Origin of the sequence: Thauera sp. K11 (genome assembly GCF_002354895.1) — a bacterium.
GTDB lineage: Bacteria > Pseudomonadota > Gammaproteobacteria > Burkholderiales > Rhodocyclaceae > Thauera > Thauera sinica.
Genome location: NZ_CP023439.1, coordinates 2,659,692 through 2,680,866, shown reverse-complemented (window position 1 = coordinate 2,680,866; position 21,175 = coordinate 2,659,692). Strand labels below are relative to the sequence as shown.

The window sequence follows — 21,175 nt, the reverse complement described above, 5'->3', positions numbered from 1 at the left end:
CGCACACAAGGCAATTCAACGTAGCAATGGTTCGATCGGACTAAGGCGCCGATATCCAGCGTTCACACAAGTGCCATCCGGGGTTCACGCCGAACGCCTAAGGTTCTCCGGTTTGCAGGTCGAGTCGCCTCCATGCCTTATCGTTGCCTCCGCATTTCCTGCCTCGTCGTCCTCATGCTCCCCGCCGTTTGCGCGCATGCGCTCGATGTCCCGACCGAGTTCGCCGGTTTCCAGCCGGCAGAACGGCCGCGCGTCGCGCAGCGCCTGACGCCGCCGGAGCGCTTCGCGGAGATTTCGCGCACCGCTTCCGACTGGCTGCCGATCGCGCCGGACGCTGACGACCTGGCCCTGTTGGAAGCGGCCCGCCGGGCGGACTGGGCCGAGGTGGCGAAGCTCGTCAAGGCGGGTGCCAACCCGAACGTTACCGACGAGATGCGGCGTGCGCGGGTGCTGCCGCTGGCGGCCGCAGCCGGGGAGCTCGAAGTCGTGCGCCAGTTGCTGGCCGCAGGGGCGAGCCTGGACGTGCGCGGCGAGCACGGGCTGACGCCGCTGGGTGCGGCCATCTTGCGCGGCCACCTGCAGGTGGTGCGGCTGCTGCTGCGCGAAGGGGCGGACATCGAGCGCACCAGCGCAGACGGCAACACGCCGTTGATGGAGGCTGCGGTGCTGGACCGCGTGGACGTTGCCGAGGTGCTGCTGGCGGCCGGTGCCGACCCACTGCGGCTCAATCGCGAAGGGCATCATGCGCTGACATTGGCGGCCGCCTCCGGCAGCGTAAAGGTGATCGGCTTCCTGCTGGGCCAGGGCATGGACCCGGAGACGCCCGACCGGCGCCTGCAGTCGCCTCTCTACTGGGCCATGCACCAGGGGCAGGATGCCGCGATGGCGATGCTGATGGCGGCGGGCGCGCAGTACGCCAACATGGCGCCGACGATGCGCCGGTGAGCGCAAGAAACCGAGCCGCCGCCCCATTCCCGGTCCTGTCATATTGCGTGTGCACAATCCGTACATGATTCGAAACATTTCCTGCCAGTGATGAACCAAGCCGTCGCCGTGGAAGGAGATGACCTGGAGCGTCTGCTCATGACGATCGATGCGTCGATCCGCGTGACCAGGCGATTTCAGTTCTTTCTTTGGGCGCAGGGCATCCTGCAGTACTTCATTCCGCACGAAACGCTGGTCTGCACCTACGGCGACCTGGAGTCCCGCGCGGTGCGGCACGACGTGTTCTCGCGCAACGTCACCGATCCCGCGTTCGATGCGGCGATGACGGATTCCCAGCGCGGTTTCGTCATGCCCCTCATCGATGCGTGGCTGCGGCGCGACCGCAAGCCGGTGTCGATGTCATGCGCCGACATCCGCGACCCGGCCCTGGCGCGGCAGTGCGTGGGCCATCTGCTGTGCCACGGAGCACCCGAGGCGCGCGGCGAGCAGGGCTCCTTCTTCACCTTCCTCGGCCTGCCGGCGCAGCCCGGGCACCGCGAGCAGTACTTCCTCGGCCTGCTGATGCCGCACCTGCACATGGCCCTGCACCGCATGTGCGAGGGCGAGGCCAGGGAGCGCCAGCCGCGCAACGAGGAGAGCGTGCTGTCCGAGCGCGAGATCGAGGTGCTCGCCTGGGTGCGCGACGGCAAGACCAACCACGAGATCGGCCAGATCCTCGACATCAGCCCGCTCACGGTGAAGAACCACATCCAGCGCATCCTGCGCAAGCTCAACGTCTCCAACCGCGCGCAAGCCGTGGCGCGGGGCGTGTCGTCCGGCCTGCTGGAGCGCGTCGCCGACGCGCGGCGCTAGGCCCGCTCGGCCGCTCGCCGTTCCCTCGCTGCTCCTTTTCTCGCCTTTCCGTTTCCCGCTCCCGGCTTCCGCCGCGGCTCTCCGCGCGTTGCCGCGGCGTTCCCGGCCTCCGCGCACCGCCGGCGCTTAGTCCGAAGGAACTAGTGCGGCGCGCCCGGTCTTGCACGCGCCTGAAAAGTGTCCCGCCTATCTTATGTGGCGCCGTGGTCCCATCGGCGCGGGCGACTAGGGCAAACGGACTATTCCGACCACATGCAGCGCGCCGACCCGCGTAATGCGCATCGCTCAAAGTGGCGTCACTCCCGAATGGGGGAGGCGGGATCTCCTCGAAAGATTCCGGTTTCCGGCACCCAGTTTCCTGGCACCCAATTCTCAACAAGGAGCTTCAACGATGTCTCTCCGTATCAAGATGATCGCTGCCGTGGTGGCGATGGCGGCTTCGGCCGGCGCTAGCGCTGCCATCCAGAACGCGGGCGTTCCCGCCGCGAACGGCAACTCGGAAGGCGTGTTCACCGCCTACGGCAACGGCTTCGCCTACACCTTCGATCTGGCCCAGGCCGGTTTCGACTCCCTGTTCGGCACCAACACGCTGCTGAACAACCTGGTGACCAACACCAACGCCAACCTGACGGGCCCCGCGACGATCGAAGTGCTGCAGAAGCCGGCGAACGGGATCATCTACGACCTGGCGCTGCCGAGCTTCAGCGATTTCCTCGGCCAGGCCGGCACCGCTGGCATCCAGTTCAACCTCACGTTCGGCGACTCCGTTGGTACGGACCGCTGGCTGACGACGCTCCAGTCGCCGGTGGGTTCGGCCGGTCCGTTCGCAAACTTCGATGACATCGGCGCGAAGTTCAACACCTACGCGGCTTCGGTCAGCACGAAGATGACCTCGAATGGAACCGCTACCAGCGCGGTTGCCACCGACGGGTGGGCGATCACCACCGCTGCCGATGGCGACGCGTATGGCGCGCTGTACGGCAACAACTTCGGTGGCTCGGTTGCCGGCCTGGACAACACCGGCGAACTCGGTGGCGCGGTGAACATGGCCGTCCTGTACGGTTCGACCACCATTGCCCCGACGGCCAAGGCCTTCACGCAGGACGGCCAGCAGATCCAGGCCCGCACCTACCTCGCCGACGACGGCCTGTGGCATCTGCAGATCGCTGCCGCCGTGCCGGAACCCGAGACCTACGCGATGCTGCTCGCCGGTCTGGGCCTGGTCGGTGCCATCGCCCGCCGCCGCCGCGCTGCCTGATCCCTTCGACTCTTCCTCTGCATCGGCTCGCCTCCACGCATTCTTGAAGCGCGGGGCGGGCATCTCAACCGACAAGGAACTACCATGAAGCTCAAGCAAATCGCCCTCGGCTGCTCGCTGGCTTGCGCCGCCTTCGCCGCCAACGCCGCCTACCCGACCGCCGTCAACATCTCCGGCCACACCGTGATCACCATGGGCGGCGCTTCCGCCCCCGACAACTTCCTCGCCGACATCGCCAGCTCGCTGATGACCGGTGTGACCGAGTACCGCGGCCGCAACCCGGACGGTAGCGCCGACAACAACTTCCGCGCCTTCAAGGGCGCTGCGAACGGCATCCCCGGCATCGCCAACGGCACGCTGATCGTGTTCCAGAAGCGTTCGCAGGGCGGTTCGGTGATGGGCGTGGATCCGGTTGCCCGCGGCGCGCGCATCGAGTTCATCGACTTCAGCAAGTGCGACGACACGACGACCCCCGTCCGCTGCGACACCAAGGGTATCGACCCCGGCCTGGCCGACCATGAAGATCCCGCGCTGAACGGCGGCCTGATCGTCGACTTCGGTATCGCCGACGTCGAGCCGGCCATGTTCCGCGAGCCGCTGAACACCGAGAACAACCAGCCGGAGCTGTCCAGCGAAGAGCGCGCCGTGCTGACCAACGTGCCGGTCAACCAGATCATGATGGGCCTGGTGGCGAGCGCTGCCGTGCCGAACAGCGTGTATTTCTCGAAGGCTCTGTACGGCGCCATCCTGTCGGGCAAGATCAACAACTGGAAGCAGGTCGACGCCTCGCTGTCCGATCAGGACAACGTGCTGGTGTGCCGTCGTGTTTCCGGCTCGGGCACCCAGACCTCGTACAACGCCTACTTCAACAACTTCCCGTGCGCGAACGGCGCGCTGGGTCAGACCGCCCCGGCCACGCTGGGTGACGGTGGTCTGGGCGAGGCGCTGACCGGCGGTTCCGGCACGCAGGCCGATCCGTACGTGGTCGATCCGTCGCTGGTTCCGGGCCAACTGCTGGTGATCGAGAACTCCGGTTCCGGCGACGTGCGCAACTGCCTGGCGAACGCCAACGACAAGGTTGACCACACCGTGCTGTCGGCCGGCGGCGAGTACTACAAGTACGAGTTCAGCAAGCTGGCGAACCCGGGCAAGGCGGTCGGCATCCTGTCGCTGGACTCCTACGCCAGCAGCGGCGCCAATACCAAGTGGTCGTTCCGCACGCTGGACGGCGCGGGCAGCTTCAACGGCTCGACCCAGACCACCAGCATCGGCGCCACCGGCGTCGCGCCGAGCAAGGCCAACCTGGTCGATGGCAAGTACGACTTCGTCGTCGAACTGTCGATGCAGTACCGCAACGTGGCGGTGACCAACGTGCAGGGCGACAGCGCCCCGGCGCTGTCGGGCACCAAGCTGGCCTTCTTCAACGAGTTCGTGAAGCGTGCCGGTTCCACGAAGTACACCGGCAACGACGGCGGCACCTTCACCGCCGTGCCGAACGCCTACGCGACCCTGCCGACGGTCGACAGCTACGTCACCAAGCCGACGCTGGTCAACAAGTACAGCCGCGGCGGCAACACCTGCGCCCCGCTGAAGCGCTTCTAAGCAACACGGTTCAGCGCCCGGCCCGACCCGGCCGGGCGCGCAGCGAAACTCCGCGAGCCCTACCCGGGCTCGCGGCTTTCTTTTTTGTAGCGGGCACACACGGTGACGGATGTCACATTGGCGTGGCAGCCGGGAGAGCGTGGGCGTGGCCTGCCGGAAGGGGCAGGCGGGTCGGAAGGCCAGGCCCACGGACTTCCAACAGAGATGAAGGAATACATGCGCGTTTCGAAGCCGAGCCGGCTGTTCGCCGGCCTGTTGTTGGGACTGTTTTCCGGGATGGCGATGGCCCAGGCGGGTGGTGGGCTGGACATCCTCGAGTTCGCGGTCGAGGGCAACACCGCTCTGCCGGCCGAGACGGTGGAGCGCGCCGTCACGCCCTTCCTCGGGCCGGGCAGGGCGGTGAGCGATGTGGACGCCGCGCGGGCGGCGCTGGAGAAGGTCTACCACGATGCCGGATTCCTGACGGTGACGGTGGAAGTGCCCAACCAGAAGGTAGACGAAGGCGTCGTGCTGCTGCAGGTGGTCGAAGGCCGTGTCGAGCGCTACAAGCTCACCGGCGCCGAATACACGCTGCCCAGCAAGGTGCGCGAGGCGACGCCGTCGATGGCCGCCGGCAAGGTGCCCAACTTCAACGAGATTCAGGAAGACCTGACCCGCCTCGGACGCAATCCCGACCTGCGGGTGAATCCGCTGCTGCGCCCGGGCGCCCGTCCCGGTTCGGTGGAGATCGAACTGGCGATGGAGGACGCGTCGCCACTGCACGGCAGCATCGAGATCAACAACAAGCAGGGTGCGGACACCGACACCGGACGCGTCGAGGCGGCGGTGCGCTACGACAACCTGTGGCAGCGCCGTCATTCGATCGGCCTCAACTATTTCGTCGCACCGTCGGACCCGAACCACGTCGAGGTGTGGGGCATCAACTATTCGATGCCGCTCGGGAAGTCCGTGCTGGCGGGCTATTTCGTGCGCTCCAACAGCGACGTGCCGACCGTGTTCGACACCCAGTCGCTGGGCGACGGCGACACCATGGGGCTGCGCTGGATCCGGCCGCTGCCGCTGGCCGGCCGGCTGTACCACAGCGTGAGCCTGGGGGCGGACTACAAGAACAACGAGCAGACGACGGTGCTGCTGGATCAGGCGTTCACCGTGCGTCAGCCGCTGCGCTACTGGGCGCTGTCCGCCGCGTATTCGGGCGGATACGTGGGCGACAGCGGCGAATGGAAGTTCGGCGCCAGCTTCGTGCTCGGGCCGCGCGGCCCCAACGAGCGGACGGTGCGGGATTCCGCCGGCAACCCGGTGGACCAGTTCGAGAACCGGCGTCCGGGTGCCCGGCCCAACTTCAGCCTGTGGCGCGCGGACCTGGAATACCGGCAGCCGTTCGGCGGCGGCTGGCAGGCACTGGGGCGCGCCGAACTGCAGCGCGCCAACGGCCCGCTCGTCAACACCGAGCAGTTCTCCGCCGGCGGCATGGATTCGGTGCGCGGCTATCTCGAAGGGGAACTGCAGGGCGACGACGGCACGCGGCTCGGCCTGGAGCTGCAGTCCCCGCCGCTGCTGACCATCGCCGAGCGCTATCCGCTGAGCGGCGTCGCCTTCTATGATTGGGCGCGGCTGCGTACGCGCGACGCGGCCGAGGGTCAGCGCGCGTCGTCGATCCTCGCGTCCGCGGGCCTGGGGCTGCGGCTGGGCGACAAGCGGGGCTTCTCGGGCGAAATGCTGTGGGCAACGGTGTTCCAGCCCGGCGCGCCGGCCGAGGACCGCACGCGCGACGGCGACGGCCGGGCCGTGCTGCGCGTGAAGTACGAGTTTTGATCGAAGCATTGTTGAAGCCCCGCATGAGGCGGGGCATCTGGGCCGTCGGCCCGATCGAGGTGGCGCATGAATCGTGATCGTTATCGTCTGGTGTTGAGCCGTCGTCTGGGCTTCCGGGTGCCGGTGGCCGAACATGTGAGCAGCACGCAGGGAACCGGGCGCCGTCCGCGGCGCGGTGCGGCGCTGCTGCTTTCGGGGCTGGCCGCGGTGGCGATGCCAGCGCTTGCCCGCGACCTGCCGACGCCGGCCGCGACCTTCATCCGCCCGGGCCAGGCGAACAACGTCGCGGCGCCGGTGATGGAGAACGCGCGCACGATGGTCATCCGCCAGCTCGATGCGCGCCCGGCGGTGATGCAGTGGCAGAACTTCGACATCGGCCGCGACTACACGGTGCGCTTCGACCAGCCGACGCGGCAGTCGCGCGCGCTCAATATCGTCCTGCCCGGCGCTCCGCGCAGCGAGATCTACGGCAACCTGAAGGCGAACGGCCAGGTGTTCCTGTTCAACCAGGCCGGGATCCTGTTCGGCGCGGGCTCGGTGGTGGACGTGGGCGGCCTCGTGGCGTCGACGCTCAAGCTCAACGACAAGCTCATCGAGCAGTCGCTGTCCTCGCTGTCCGGCTACAGCAAGAACGACGCCCGCTTCCTGTTCAGCGAGGCGGCGCTGGCGAAGGACGGCACGGCCGGTGACATCGACGTGGCGGCGGGCGCGCGCATCGTCGCCGCCGAGAACGGCCGCGTGCTGATCGCGGCGCCCAACGTGACCAATGCGGGCCAGATCTCGACCCCGCAGGGGCAGACCATTCTGGCCGCCGGTGAAAAGCTCTACCTGGCCGATTCCATCGACAGCCGCCTGCGCGGCGTGCTGGTGGAAGTGAACGGCGGCGGGACCGTGACCAACGCCGCCGCCGGCGACCTGCTCGCCGAGCGCGGCAACATCACGCTGGCCGGCCTCAACGTCAATCAGCTCGGCAGCGCGCGCGCCACCACCACGGTGACGATGAACGGCTCGATCTACCTGCAGGCCAAGGATTCCGCGGTCGCCGTGGTGGGCACCAACCTCACCGGCGCCTACGCCACCGGCGCGGTGGCGCTGGGTGCGGGCAGCACGACGACGGTGATGCCCGAGACCGACGGCAAGGATGTGCTGCGCGACGATACGCCCTTCAACCGTTCCGAGATCAGCGCCATCGGCAAGACGATCGACGTCGGCAACGGCGCGCGGGTGGTTGCGCCGGCAGGCAGGATCGACTTCACCGCGCAGGGCGATGCGGCCAACAGCGGGGATTTCGCCAGCAACGCAGCGGCGGCGATCAACGTCGCGGCCAATGCGGTGATCGACGTTTCGGGCCTGCGCGGCGTGGAAGTGGCCGCCGACCGCAACCACGTCGAGGTGGAACTGCGCGGCGACGAACTGAAGGACTCCCCGCTGCAGCGCGACACGGATTTCGGGCGGCCGCTCTACGGCAAGAAGATCTGGGTGGACGTGATGGCCGGTTTCGCCGACAGCGATACACCGCTCGCCGACATCACCGGCTACCGCGCAGGCATCTCCCGCAGCGTGGCCGAGCTTTCGAGCGTGGGCGGCGACATCTCGCTGCAGTCCGCCGGGAGCGTGAATGTGGCCGAAGGCGCCCGGCTGGACGTCTCCGGTGGCAGCATCGTCTACAAGGCCAGCATCGCGGGCGACAGCACCGACCACCGCCTGCCGGTGACCTATCTTGAGACCGCCACCGGCGCCTGGGTGAAGGCGGCCGACGCGTCGGCGGACATGCGCTTTTCCGGGCGCACGCGGACGATGCTGCAGGCGGTGGCGGACCGCGTCGTGGGTCACGACGCCGGACGCGTGATCCTGACCGCCGACACACTGCGGCTGGATGGCGAACTGCGTGCCACCACGGTGGCGGGCAGCGGCCAGCGTACCGCGCCCGAGGAGCGGGCACGCTGGTTCGACTGGAGCGGCAACGCCGCGGCGTCCGATCTGGGCGACAGGCTGGCGGCGCAACTGCTGGAACGCGAGCGGGACAGGGTCAAGCTCGAGGAATTCGTCGGCAACGAACTCAAGAAGCCTTACCTGACCCAGGTCGGACGCCGCGCCTGGCGCGAATCGTCGCGGCCGATGGGCGGGCAACTCGAGATCCGGGCCAAGCTGGACGACGCGGTGTCGCCCGCGGTCGGCAACATCGCACTGGTGGCCGAGCCGCCGGCGTCACGCGCGCCCGACACCGCCTACCTGCGTTCGTCGCTGCTGACGTCGGCGGGTTTCGACAACCTGCTGCTGCAGGCCAGCGGCACGTTCTCGATCGCGCGCGAGGTCAGTGCCACCGGCCTGCCGGGTGCCCGCCTGCGGGTGGAGTCGAGCGCCTTCGACGTGGCCGGCAAGCTCTGGCTGCCCGGCGGCGAGATCGATCTGCATGCCACCGACACGGGAGAGGGGGGGTGAGTGGCCTCGTGGACCACGGAGCGGTCCTGTCCACCGCCGGCGCCTGGACCAACGACACGGCCGAGCAAGTCGGCCTGACCGATCCGCGTCCGGTCGTGGTGGATGGCGGCCGCGTGGTGCTGGCCTCGGACGGGGACCTGACGGTGAGGGGCGGCGTGGATGTATCCGGCGGTGCCTGGCGCGAGGTGGGAGGCAAGACCCACGCCGGTGACGGCGGCGCCATCGAACTCACTACCGGCGACTTCGGCGACGGTTCCACCATCCGGCGCCGCCTCGACATCGCCGAGGCGGACTTCTCCGCCTATGCCACCGCAACCCAGAACGGGCTGCGGAGCGGACGGGGCGGAAGCCTGACGCTGAAAACCTCGGCGGTGGACGTGGTGTCGGGCAATCGTCTGGACACTTCGGCAAGCGGTCTGTTGACCCTGGGCAGCGAGTTCTTCCGCCTCGGCGGCTTTGCCGGTTTCGAGGTGCGCGGCTACGGCGGGGTGAGCGTAGCCGACGGCGTGCATGTGGCGCCGGACCCGCTGGCGCGGCTGGTCTCCGACCGGCCGCTGGCCCAGGGCTATGGCGCGGCGCTGTCCGGATTCACGACGCTCGCGGACATCGATCCGGCGGTGCGCGGCGCGACCTCGCTCACCTTCGATGCACGGGCGCTGGGCGACAGCAGCTTCGGCGCGCTCAAGATCGGCCGCGATGCCGTGCTGGAGGTCGATCCGGGGGGCAGCATCACGCTGCTGGGTCAGCAGCAGGTGCTGGTGGACGGCACCCTGCGCGCGGCCGGCGGCAGCATCACCATCGGCAACCAGGGCGCCAGCGACACCGGCGGCCCCAACGACTCGCTGGCGACGAGCGGGCAGGTCCATCTCGGGGCCAATGCGGTGCTCGACGTGTCCGGGACGGTGGTGCGGGACCCGGCGTCCACCCTCGCCACCGGGCGTGTGCTGGATGGCGGCAGGATCTCGCTCGAGGCCGACTATGGCTACCTGGTGCTGCAGCAGGGCGCGCAGCTCAGGGCCGATGGCGTGGCCGCGGTGCTGGACATCGTGCCGACCGCCGGGCCGGTGCGGCGCGCGCAGACGGTGACCAGCGCCGGCGGCAGCGTCGCGCTGACCGCGCGCGAGGGCATGATGGTCGACGGGTCGCTGTCCGCGCGTTCGGGCGGCGGCGAGTCGGCCGGCGGCAGCCTCGCGGTGCGCCTGACCAGCAAGTCCGACGTGGTGCAATGGGACCGCTCGGACGACATTGCCGCGCCGGCCGATCTCAACCCGGCACGCCGCCTGGAACTGGCCAGCGGCGGCGGCAGCGGTGCCGCGGCGATCGCGGCGGGGCAGAAGATCGATTCGGCCACCCACCTCGGGAAGGGCCGCTTCGACGTGGACAAGGTGGCCCAGGGCGGCTTCCAGAATGCCAGCTTCGCCAGCAGCGACTACCTCGTCTTCGCCTCGGATCTGACGCTCTCGCTGCCGGGCCGGCTGACGCTGGAAGCGCCGACGCTGCTGGGCGACAACGCCGCCCGGGTGGCCCTGTCGGCCGCCAGCCTGCTGCTCACGCAAAGCACGTTGCCGGGCGAGCGCAGCGTGCCCTATGCGCCCAAGGCCGGCCACACCGGCGGGCGGCTGGCGCTGTCCGCTGCCGACATGGAAGTGCGCGGGCGGGTATCCATGACCGGCTTCGCGGCGACGGAATTGTCCAGCGCCGGCGACCTGCGCCTGTCCGGCCTGGCCGAAGGCGATGCGTTGCGCGGCCAGATCGCCACCGACGGCAACCTGACGCTGCGCGCGGCGGTGGTGTACCCGACCAGCGGCAGCGAGTTCGACGTGCAGATCCGCAACAACCCCGACGGCGTGCTGCGCGTCGAGGCCGTCGGCGCGGATCATCCGGTGATCAGTGCGCTCGGCGACCTCGACCTGGTGGCGCCGCGCCTGGAGCAGTCCGGCCGCATCAAGGCGCCGTTCGGGCGCATCGGCATCGCCAGCGGCCGCTTCACCGACGCGGGCGCGCGCGTCGCCGACGGCGCGCCGCAGGCGGTGCCCGGTGGCGAGGTGGTGCTCGGCGCCGGCAGCCTGACCTCGCTCAGCGCGGAAGGGCAGGTCCTTCCCTATGGCGAGACGCGGGTGGCCGGCCGCGACTGGGTGTTCAACACCGGCGGCGGGCTGGCGCCACTACTGGCCACGCCGGAGAAGCGCCTGCAGCTCGACGCCGACCGCGTCACCGTGGCGGACGGCGCCACCATCGACCTGTCGGGCGGCGGCGACCTGAAGGCGTGGGAATTCATCGCGGGCCGCGGCGGCTCGGCGGACGTCCTGGCCCAGCCCGGCACCTATGCCATCCTGCCGGCGCTGGGGACCGGCGGAGCGCCCTATTCGGCCGACGTCGCGGCGGCCGCGGGCGTGCCGGCGGGCAGGGTGATCCGCCTGCTGGCGCCGGTGGGCGACCTGCCCGCCGGCGTCTACACGCTGCTGCCGGCGCGCTATGCCCTGATGGAGGGCGCGTATGCGATCCGTGTGACTTCCGGCGTGTCCGACCTGAGCGCAGGCACGGCGATCCGCCATGCCGACGGCACCACGGTGGTCGGCGCGCAACTGGGCGACGCGCTGCAGGCGGGCGCCTACAGTTTCGACAGCCGCAGCATCGGCGTCGAGGTCTGGAACGGCGCGCAGGTGCGCCTGCGCTCCGAATACCTGGAAACCCTGGCCAGCAAGCACTTCCGCGAAGGCGGTTCGAGTGCCGACGCAGGGCGTCTGACGGTGGCGGCCGGCCAGTCCTTCGTGCTGGAGGGCATCGTGCGGGCGAACGCGGCCGCGGGTGGACGCGGGGCGCTGGTGGACCTGACCGCCGACAAGCTGGCGGTGGTCAACGATGCCGCGCGGGCGCAGCCGGGCGAGGTGGTGCTGACGCCCGAACTGCTGGCGCGCCTGAACGCCGAAAGCGTCCTGCTGGGCGCGACCCGCGAGCGGGTGATCGATGCCGGCGGCGAGAGCAAGGACGTGGTGTGGCTGGTGAAGACCGACGCCGCCTCGCGCGGCGCGGCCAGCGTGCGGGTGGATACCGCCGGAGGCGCCGACCTGGTGGCGCCGGAACTGATCCTGGCGGCGCGGGAATCCCTGCGCCTGGAGGACGGCAGCGGCGTGGTCGCCGCGGGCGGGACGACCCCCGGCGAGCAGGTCTATCGCATCGAGGGCAGCGGCGCCCAGGCCGACGGTGCCCTGCTGAGGGTATCGGCTGGCGACGGCGCCACCGTCGAGCGCAGCACGCCGGCGCGTGCAGCGGGCCAGGGGGGACTGGAAATCGGACGCAACGCACGCGTGGCGGGGCGCAGCCTCAATCTGGATGCGACCGGAAACGTCGAACTGGGCGGCCGCGACGGCGGGCTGAGCCAGTTCGACCTGACCGCTCCGGGCGGCGCGGTGGAACTGGCCGCCTCGACGGTGGCGGCAGGCACGGTGCCGGCCGGCGTCGATGGGCTGACGTTGGGCGCGGCCGAACTCGCGGCGGTGGCCGTGGCCGATCGGCTCACGCTACGCAGTTACACCACGCTTGACCTGTACGGTAGCGCCGCCCTGGGGGCGGCGAGCCTGCGGGAACTCGTGGTCGATGCCGCGGGCATCATCAGCCGCGACAACGCGGGAAGCACGCAAAGCATCGCCGCCGGGCGCGTCACCCTGAAGAACGCCGGCGGTGCTCTGGCCGGCGCGGCGCCGGCCGATGCGGCGGGCAGCCTGTTGCGGGTGAGCGCGGACGAGATCGTGCTTGGACCGTCGGCCGAAGGTGCGGCGTTCGTGCTGGCCGGCAGCCAGCGGGTGGAACTGGCCGCGCGCGGCCAGGTCGTCGGCGAGGGCTCGTCGCAGACCCTCGCCAGCGGCGATCTGGATGTGATCGCCAGCCGCGTCACTGCCGAGACCGGCGCCAGGCATGGGATCGGCGCCGGTGGCGACCTGCGGGTGCTGGCCAGCGGCGCAGCCGCGCCCGCAACGCCGGCCGGCATCGGCGCGAGCCTTACGCTGGAAGGCGAGCAGGTGACGATCGCGGGCCGGGTCGAGGCCCACGCCGGCCGCATCGACGTGACCGCGCGCAGTGGCGACGTCGTCATCGACGGCACGGCGGATGCGCCGGCAAGGGTGTCCGCGGCCGGTACGCTGCTGGCAATGGGCAGCGAGACGTATGCGGTGGATGCCGGCACGGTGAAGCTGAAGTCGGGTGCCGGCGACGTGGTGGTGGGCGCGCAGGGCGAGGTCGACGTCTCGGCGCCGGGCGGCGCGGATGCCGGCACGCTGGCGATCGAGGCCAGCAGCGGCAGCGCGCGCGTGGCCGGCAGCCTGAAGGGCAGCGCCGAGGACGGCGGCGATGCGGGCCGCTTCACGATGGATGTGCGGACCATCGCCGAGGCGGGTGGTGCGCTGTCGAACCTTGCCGTGCGCACGACGGAATTCGGCCGCGAGCGTACGATCCGCGTGCGTGCCGGCGACATGCTGCTGGCCGCCACCGATCGCATCGCCGCCCGCTCCATCAACCTGTTGGCCGACGACGGCAGCATCACCTTGCAGGGCGTGCTCGACGCTTCGGGCGACAAGGGCGGCGATATCCGTGTGTATGCCAATGCCGGCGAGCGCGCGGGCAGCGGCGTCCTGACGGTGGACGGCGCGAGCCTCCTGGCCCGTGGTACGGGCCCCGGCGGCGAAGGCCAGGGGACGGCGGGCGAGGGCGGCAGCATCGACCTCGGCGTGTCCGCATCCGCGGGCAGCAGCGAGGCGGCGCGCCTTGCGATCCTCTCGGGCCGCTTTGACGCCGGCTCCGACCATGCGCGCGCCGGCGTGGTGACGCTGTCGGCACCGCAGGGGGCCGACGGCGTGAGCCTCGCCATCGACAGGATGGATGCATCGGCAGTGAGCTTCGACGCGCGGGAAGTTGCGTTGGAGGGCTATGTGCGCACCAGCGCGAGCCAGGTCACCAGCGGCGATACGAACAACAGCGGCACCACGATCAACCTTGGCGGCGTATACGATCTGGCGCTGGCGGCGGTGGCCGCCGTATCGGGCCTGTCCGCGACCAATCGCCCTGTGGCGCACGAGACCGTGGCGATGTTCGGCCGCGACTTGCTGGGCGCGGTGGCCGGAGACGACTTCGGTGCGCTGGCGCGGGCGGATGCCGGTTCCTACCTCGGCATGTTCGCTGGCGACCTGGTGCGCGATGCGGCGGGCAACGATGACCTCTACCCGGCCGCCATGGCGGCGATCGACGCCGCCTTCCGCGGTGTGACGGCTGCCGACACCAACCAGAATCAGCGCGAGAGCGTAGCGGCGGTGATCGGTGCCGGGTTGCTCGCTCTGGGCACGCCGCAGGCGGTGGTGGACCTGGTGCAGGCGAACGTGGCAGACACCCTGCAGTCGGGACTGGACGCCGCCGCAGTGCTCGCGAACGCCGGCGGCGTGCTGGCGGCGAACGGCTATCAGGCGGGATCTGCGGCGCAGTCCTTCCTCGGTACGGCGGACGCCCGCACCCTCGTGGACATGTCCTTTTACGCTGCCAAGGCAAGCGCGGCCGCCGCTGCCGCGGCCACGCCTACGCTTGCGCTCCAGGCTGCGATCAGGACCTATGCCGACGACCGTGCGCTGACGACTGCGCAAGCGACTACGCTGGCGACCCAGGTGGCAAACCTGGGGAACATTTCCACCGGCCGCTATCGCGCCTTTGCGGCTGCGCGGCGCTTCATCGGCCACGCCGACAAGATCCTGGCCGACACCGGGCTGGCAGACGTGCCGAACGTGACGGTCAACCACGACCTGCAGGTGGTATCGAGCGGCGACATCACGGTCGCGGCGGACGTCGATTTTGGCGACGTGGCGGTGACCAATGCCTCCACCGCCTTCCAGAACACTGCCTCGCTCGCCACGGGCGCCCTCCCGGTATGGCACGCGGGCGGCAATGCGGGTCGCCTGACGCTGAAGGCGGACGGCGACGTCAAGATCAACAACAACCTCATGACCGGCATGACCCGGGCCTTCCGCTCGACCACCAATGCCCAGACCCAGGGCTATGTCGCGGTGATGAGCGAGCCGGCGCCGGCCGGCACGCCGTCGTGGGGTATCAGGGTGGTGGCGGGGGCCGACCGCGAGGCGGCCGACCCGCTGGCGGTCAAGCCGTTTGAAACGGGGCAGAAGGGCAGCGTCGAGGTCGCAAACAGCAAGGTGCTGCGCGGCGGTGAGGCCGGCATCGAGATCGCCGCCCGCAACGACGTGGTACTCAAGGGCAACGGTTCGGCCATCTACACGGTGGGCGTGGCCGACGTCGGCAGCATGGCGTTCATCAACAGCACGGCGGACACGCGTTCGCGCGATGCCTTCGCTCGCGACGGCGGCGACATCACGATCCGCGCTGGCGGTAGCGTGAGGTCGGACTCGAGTTCTGCGCCGCCGGCGGTGACGAGCTGGCTCACCCGCATCGGCGGACTGAACGACGGCAGGATCGGTGGCCTGCCGCCCAACCAGACCAATCCGGCCTGGTTCGCGAAGTTGACTGACTTCAAGCAAGGCATCGGCACGCTGGGCGGCGGCGATCTCACCGTCGTGGCCGGCGACGACGTGCGCAACCTCGCGCTGGTCACCGTGACCAATGGCCGGGTCGAGGGCGCGGCCGGCGACGTGCCGGATGCGCAGGACCTGAAGGTGCGCGGCGGTGGCAGTCTGGCCGTGAGCGCGGGGGATGAGATCAGCGGCGTTACCGTCTACGCGGCGCTTGGCGACGCGGAACTGCGCTCCGACGGCAAGCAGAGCGTGGAGCTGGCCCTGGGCGATGCGCGCGCGAAGGTCGTGGCAGGCGGCGACCTGACCGTGTCGCGCATCTTCAATCCGACGCTGGAAGGCAGCGGGACCGGCATCTACTTCTCCACCTACGGCGATCGCTCGGCGGTCGATGCCGCTTCGCTGCTGGGCGACGTGAAGATCGGCGACTTCAGTGCCGGTCCGGTCGCGCTGGCGGTGGCCGCCGCCGCAGGGGCGGTGGAGATGGGGCAGGGCATGCTGCTGCCCAATGCGGCAAACGCGCTGTCGGTCCTCGCCGGCAAGGACGTGGTCTTCAAGGGTACGGTGACGCTGGGCAATTCCGATCCGGCGATGCTGCCCAGTCCCTGGCGGCCAGGCACCAACTCGAACCAGGTCGATTTCGACCTTGCCGGCATTTCTCCCTCGCTGCTGGCCGCGCGCGGCACGGGCAAGGTGGTGGTGGCCTCGGCCGGAGGCGATGTCATCGGCCCGGATCATATTTCCGGCGGGGTGACGCCGGCCCTGCGCTCGGCGCTGCCGGTGAAGGTGTCGGCGGCGGGGGACGTGGTCGATTTCGGCATGGAGATCGGGCACGTCGCCAACGACCAAGTGTCGTCGGTGAGCGCCGGCGGTGACGTGCGCTTCAATACCAAGGTCGATGCGGGTACGGGAGAACTGCAGAACAACTCGGTAGTCGGCTTCCTGATCGACGGCCCCGGCCGCCTGCAGATCGATGCGGGCGACGACGTGGACCTCGCCAACAGCTTCGGCATCGTCGCCCGTGGCAATGCGCGGAACGGCTACCTGCCGCAGCAGGCGGCGGCGATCGAGGTGCTGGCCGGCACCAACGGCGCCGACTACGCGGCGCTGCTGGAGGCGGCGCGCCCGGGTAGCGAACTGGGGACGGATCTCTACGACCAGACGATCATCGAGATCCTGACGAAGTCGTCCGGCCAGCCGGTGAATCTGTCGCGCATCCTGGCGGACGAGGCCAATTCAACCCTCGCCGAACGCCGCACGGACAGCCGCGCCGACCTGCAACTCTGGTTCGAACGCTACGATGCCGCCCTGCTGGCCGCGATGCGCACGCGATCCGGCGATGCGGCGATGGATCTCGATACCGCGCGCGCGGCTTTTGCCGCACTGCCGGGCGATGCACAGAACGTCTTCTACCAGACGCAGCGGCCCGTGCTGAACGAGATCCTGTTCGCCGGCGTGCGCTATGCGGGCCGGCTGGGCGATGCGCTGGGGCAGGGGGCGGATGGCTACGCGCCCGGCTATACCATCCTTGGGAAGACCTTCGGCAGCAGCAGCGGCAGCGGCGACAAAGGCAACATCGAGGTCTTCATGAGCCAGATCAAGACCGAGCAGGACGTCGAGAACGTCTACTCGCTCGCCACCGCGCATCTTGCACCGGACCAGCAGGAGCACGCCTCGGCGATCGCGCTGCTGGCGCCGCTGGGGGCGATCAACGTCGGTGTGCCGGGCGGCGAGGCCGGAGATCCGACACGCACCGGGCTGGTGGCGATCGGCAAGGGGAACGTGAACCTCATCGCCGAAGACAGCATCGAGGTGGGGCCGTCGCGCATCTTCACGCTGGACGGCGGCGCGATCCAGGGGTGGAGCAGCGAGTCCGACATCGACGGCGGCAGTTCGCCGAAGACGGCCGCCGCCACGCCGCCGCCGACGCTGCGCCCGGTGGGCGACGGCTTCGTGCTGGACGTTTCCGGCAGCGTGTCAGGTGGCGGTATTGCCACGCTCAAGAAGGACCCGTCGGTGCGCAACGCGCCGGTGCGCCTGTTCGCCCCGCGCGGCGCGGTGGACGCCGGCGATGCTGGCATCCGCGTGAGCGGCGACCTGGAGATCGGCGCGCAGCAGATCATCGGTGCGGACAACATCTCGGTCGGCGGCACCTTGTCGTCGAGCGCGGCCCCGCCGCCGCCGGCGGCCCCGGCGACCGTGCCCGCCGCCGCCAGTACTTCGCAGTCGGAGACGACGGCGGCCTTGCCGGGGCAGGGGCTGGGCGAGCGCGACGGCCAGCGCGAGGCGTCGTCGCTGCTTTCCGTCGAGGTCGTCGCCTTGGGCGACGGGGAGGCCGCCGGAAGTGGCGGCAAGGACTCCGACCGGTGCGACAAGGGCAAGCCGGACGGGGGCTGCTGATCCCTTCATTGAGAAATGAAGGCGGCGGAGTGGTCCTTTAGGACTAATCCGCCGCCTTTCGCCGCCAGACTCGCCTTAACGCGCGCCTTACATACTTCGCGCCTTCCATTGCGTTGCAACAAGAGATGAAATTCCTAGCCTCCCTCCTTCTCGCCGCGGCATTGCCGCTGACCGTGCAGGCGTCGTGGGACGATGCCTGGCCCGAACGCCGGGTGATCGAACTCGACACGTCGGCGACCGGCGCGGAGATCGCGTCGCCGCTGTCCGGCGTCACCGTGCCGGTGCGCCTGCACAGCGGCAATTTCGATTTCCTCGCGGCCAAGCCGGACGGTAGCGATCTGCGTTTCATCGCGGGCGACGACAAGACCCCGCTCAAGTTCCAGCTCGAGCGCTACGACGGCGTCAATGAGCTGGCGGTGGCCTGGGTGCGGTTGCCGCAGGTGGCGCCGAAGACCGCCGGGCAGAAGATCTTCGCCTACTTCGGCAACCCCGGTGCGCCGGCCGACGATAGCGCGGGCGAGACCTACGATGCCGCCACCAGCGCCGTGTTCCACTTCCGCGAGGGCGACGAGCGCCCGCAGGATGCGAGCGCCAACGCGTTCTACGCCCAGGGGCCGCTGGCGGTCGAAAAGGCCGGGCTGCTGGGGGCCAGCGGCCGGTTCGAGGGCCGCCCGATGACGCTGGCGGCCGCGCCGGCCCTCAAGCTGGCGGCGGGCGGCGGCTTCAGTTTTTCGGCCTGGCTGCGGCTTGCCGACGTGGCGCCGCCGGCGACGCTGTACCGCCAGGGCGCGGTCGCGATCACGCTCGAGCAGGGCAAGCTGGCGCTGCAGGGCACGGGCGCGGCGGTGAGCGGCGGCGCGCTGACGCCGAACGCCTGGCATCACGTCGCGGTGACGGTCGGCGACGGGCAGGCGACGCTGTACGTGGATGGCGCGCAGGTCGCCGCCGGGGCGGCGGCGCTGCCGGACGTGCTGGCCGAGGTCGCCATCGGCGACGGCCTGGTGGGCCTGGTGGACGAAGTGCAGCTCGCCAGTGCCGCGCGGCCGGCGGACTGGGTGAAGCTGGCGGTGGCCGCCCAGGGGGCGGAAGGCAAGCTGATCACGGTGAGCGATGCCGACGCTGCGGCGGCGGACGACGGGCATGGCTCCTACCTCGGGGTGCTGGTCAACAACCTGACGGTGGACGCCTGGGTCGTGATCGTCATCCTCGGCGTGATGTTCGTGATCGCGGCGGCGGTGATGGTCACCAAGGCGCACATGGTGGGCGTGGTCGACAAGGATAACCGTCGCTTCCTTAAGCGCTTCCGCGATGCCACGCACGATTTCCTCTCGCTCGACCGCGAGGGTTCCCATCCGCATTCCTCGCTGTTCCGCCTGTACCAGGCCGGCCTGCGCGAAGTCCGGCGCCGCGCCGACGGCGAGGGCAGGGTGAACCTGACCGGCGCCTCGATCGACGCCATCAAGGCGGCGGTGGATGCCGACATGGTGCGCGAAACGCACAAGCTCAACGCGAAGATGGTGCTGCTGACCATCGCGATTTCCGGCGGTCCCTTCCTCGGCCTGCTCGGCACGGTGGTCGGCGTGATGATCACCTTCGCCGCCATCGCCGCCGCCGGCGACGTCAACGTGAATGCGATCGCACCGGGCATCGCGGCGGCGCTGCTGGCGACGGTGGCCGGCCTGGGCGTCGCGATTCCGGCGCTGTTCGGCTACAACTACCTCGCTTCGCGGATCAAGAACATCTCGGCGGACATGCAGATCTTCGTCGATGAGTTCATCACCCGCGTGGCCGAGAGCCACGGCGCCTGACGCCGGCGGCGGGGAACGGCATGGCCGCTGACGTCAAGGACGACAACCAGCCCTATGACGAGATCAACATCACCCCGATGCTCGATCTCGCCTATGTGCTGCTGGTGACCTTCATCATCATGACCACCGCTTCGGTGCAGGGCATCAAGGTCGAGGTGCCGCGCACCGAGGCCGCCGCCAGCCTGGCCAAGCCGCAGACGCGGGCGATCACGATCACCCGCGAAGGCAACGTGTTCCTCGATGCCTACCCGGTGGACATGGAGCAGCTCGAGATGCGGCTGGCGCAATACAAGGCGCAGAACCCGTCGCTGCCGGTGGTGCTGAAGGGTGACGCGGAAGCCCAGTACGAGAAGGTGATGGAGGCGCTGGAGGTGTGCAAGCGGCTCGACATCACCGAGGTCGGCCTCGTCACCAAGCGGGGGCAGTGAGCATGAACGTCAATACCGACAACAAGCCGTACGACTCGATCAACGTCACGCCGATGCTCGATCTGGCCTATGTGCTGTTGGTGGTGTTCATCCTCATGACCACCGCGTCGGTGCAGGGCCTGACGATGAACCTGCCCAAGCCGAGCAACAAGCCCAGTACCGAGCAGCACGAGGTGAAGGTGGTGCAGGTGACGCCCGAGGGCGCGCTGATGATCAACGGCATCGGCGTCAGCCTGGGCGAACTCGAAAGCCAGCTCGCCGCGGCCAAGGCGCGCGACCCGAAGATCTCGGTGATGATCAAGGGCGATCCGCGCACGCAATACGCGAAGGTGATCCAGGTCGTCGACCTGGTGAACAAGCTCGCCATCGAGGGCGTGGGGCTCGTCACCGCGCGGATCGGCACATGAGCGGGCTGGCCGAGGAGGACATCGAGCAGTCGGCCCTGGGGCGCTGGCTGCGCATCGGCGGCGGCGCGCTGCTGCTGGCGGCCGCGGTCGCGGCGCTGGTCTTCATCGTGCAGGGGCTGGGCGGCGAGGCAAGGGGGCCTGCCCGGCAGGTGACCAAGATCACCGTGCTCGACACTCCGCCGCCCCCGCCTCCGCCCCCGCCCAAGGAAGAGCCCAGGCGCGAGCAGCCGAAGGAAAGCCCGAAGGAAATCAAGATCGATCAGCCCAAGCAGGTCGAGCAGCCGCAGCAGGCCGAGCAACTGAAGATGGAAGGGCAGGCGGGCGACGGGCCGAGCCCCTTCGCGGCGGGCACCGTGCTCAACGAGTACAAGGGCGGCGAGATCGGCGCCGGCACCGGCGGCAACCGCATGCAGTTCGCGTTCTACACGAGCGTGCTGCAGCGCCACGTCCAGACCTCGCTGGTGCGGCGGCCTGAGATCAAGCGGCTGGACTACCGGGTGCTGGTCCGCATCTGGCTGGGCGGCGACGGCTCGATCCGCAAGGCGGAACTCGTCGACAGCACGGGCAGCAGCGGCGTGGACGATGCGCTCCGGGCGGCGTTCGGCGCGCTGGCGCCGGTGCCCGAGGCGCCGCCGGCGAATCTGCCGCAGCCGATCACCGTCAGGATCACCAACCGCGTTACCGGATAACAGAGCGG

At 69.7% G+C, this 21,175-nt stretch carries 11 protein-coding genes; all 11 read left to right on the top strand.

Annotation, left to right across the window (positions count from 1 at the left end; translation table 11 throughout):
• Positions 1 to 174: 174 nt before the first annotated feature.
• The 11 genes from CCZ27_RS11630 to CCZ27_RS11580 all read left to right on the top strand — a co-directional run bounded on the left by CCZ27_RS11630 (position 175) and on the right by CCZ27_RS11580 (position 21,167).
• A complete protein-coding gene (locus tag CCZ27_RS11630) occupies positions 175 to 945 on the top strand; it encodes an ankyrin repeat domain-containing protein (RefSeq protein WP_096448343.1) in 771 nt (256 codons plus the stop codon).
• 90 nt (positions 946 to 1,035) lie between these two features.
• Entirely contained in the window at positions 1,036 to 1,797 is a 762-nt protein-coding gene (epsA, locus tag CCZ27_RS11625; protein WP_096448341.1) for an XrtB/PEP-CTERM-associated transcriptional regulator EpsA, read from the top strand.
• 391 nt (positions 1,798 to 2,188) lie between these two features.
• A complete protein-coding gene (locus CCZ27_RS24305) occupies positions 2,189 to 3,055 on the top strand; it encodes a PEPxxWA-CTERM sorting domain-containing protein (RefSeq protein ID WP_232516340.1) in 867 nt (288 codons plus the stop codon).
• Positions 3,056 to 3,139: 84 nt separating this feature from the next.
• The gene (locus tag CCZ27_RS11615) at positions 3,140 to 4,657 is read left to right on the top strand and encodes a hypothetical protein (RefSeq protein ID WP_096448339.1); all 1,518 of its coding nucleotides are present in this window, start codon (positions 3,140 to 3,142) and stop codon (positions 4,655 to 4,657) included.
• A gap of 216 nt (positions 4,658 to 4,873) precedes the next feature.
• Positions 4,874 to 6,472: a ShlB/FhaC/HecB family hemolysin secretion/activation protein gene (locus CCZ27_RS11610; protein WP_096452471.1), complete on the top strand. Its 1,599-nt coding sequence runs from the start codon at positions 4,874 to 4,876 to the stop codon at positions 6,470 to 6,472.
• Positions 6,473 to 6,538: 66 nt separating this feature from the next.
• Positions 6,539 to 8,914, top strand: a complete 2,376-nt coding sequence (locus CCZ27_RS11605; protein ID WP_096448337.1) for a two-partner secretion domain-containing protein — start codon at positions 6,539 to 6,541, stop codon at positions 8,912 to 8,914.
• Entirely contained in the window at positions 8,911 to 17,835 is an 8,925-nt protein-coding gene (locus CCZ27_RS11600; RefSeq protein WP_096448335.1) for a filamentous hemagglutinin family protein, read from the top strand. The genes CCZ27_RS11605 and CCZ27_RS11600 overlap by 4 nt, the downstream gene beginning before the upstream one ends.
• A gap of 125 nt (positions 17,836 to 17,960) precedes the next feature.
• Positions 17,961 to 19,643 (top strand): DUF2341 domain-containing protein, encoded by a 1,683-nt coding sequence (locus tag CCZ27_RS11595; RefSeq protein WP_096448333.1) that lies wholly within the window; start codon positions 17,961 to 17,963, stop codon positions 19,641 to 19,643.
• A 20-nt stretch (positions 19,644 to 19,663) separates the two neighbouring features.
• Positions 19,664 to 20,071, top strand: coding sequence for an ExbD/TolR family protein (locus CCZ27_RS11590; RefSeq protein ID WP_096448331.1), 408 nt, complete (start codon positions 19,664 to 19,666; stop codon positions 20,069 to 20,071).
• Positions 20,072 to 20,073: 2 nt separating this feature from the next.
• Positions 20,074 to 20,478 carry an ExbD/TolR family protein gene (locus CCZ27_RS11585; protein ID WP_096452469.1) on the top strand — a complete coding sequence of 135 codons (405 nt, stop codon included), beginning with the start codon at positions 20,074 to 20,076 and terminating at the stop codon, positions 20,476 to 20,478.
• On the top strand, positions 20,475 to 21,167 hold the full coding sequence (locus CCZ27_RS11580) for an energy transducer TonB family protein (protein WP_096448329.1): 693 nt from the start codon (positions 20,475 to 20,477) through the stop codon (positions 21,165 to 21,167). The genes CCZ27_RS11585 and CCZ27_RS11580 overlap by 4 nt, the downstream gene beginning before the upstream one ends.
• Positions 21,168 to 21,175 lie beyond the last annotated feature (8 nt).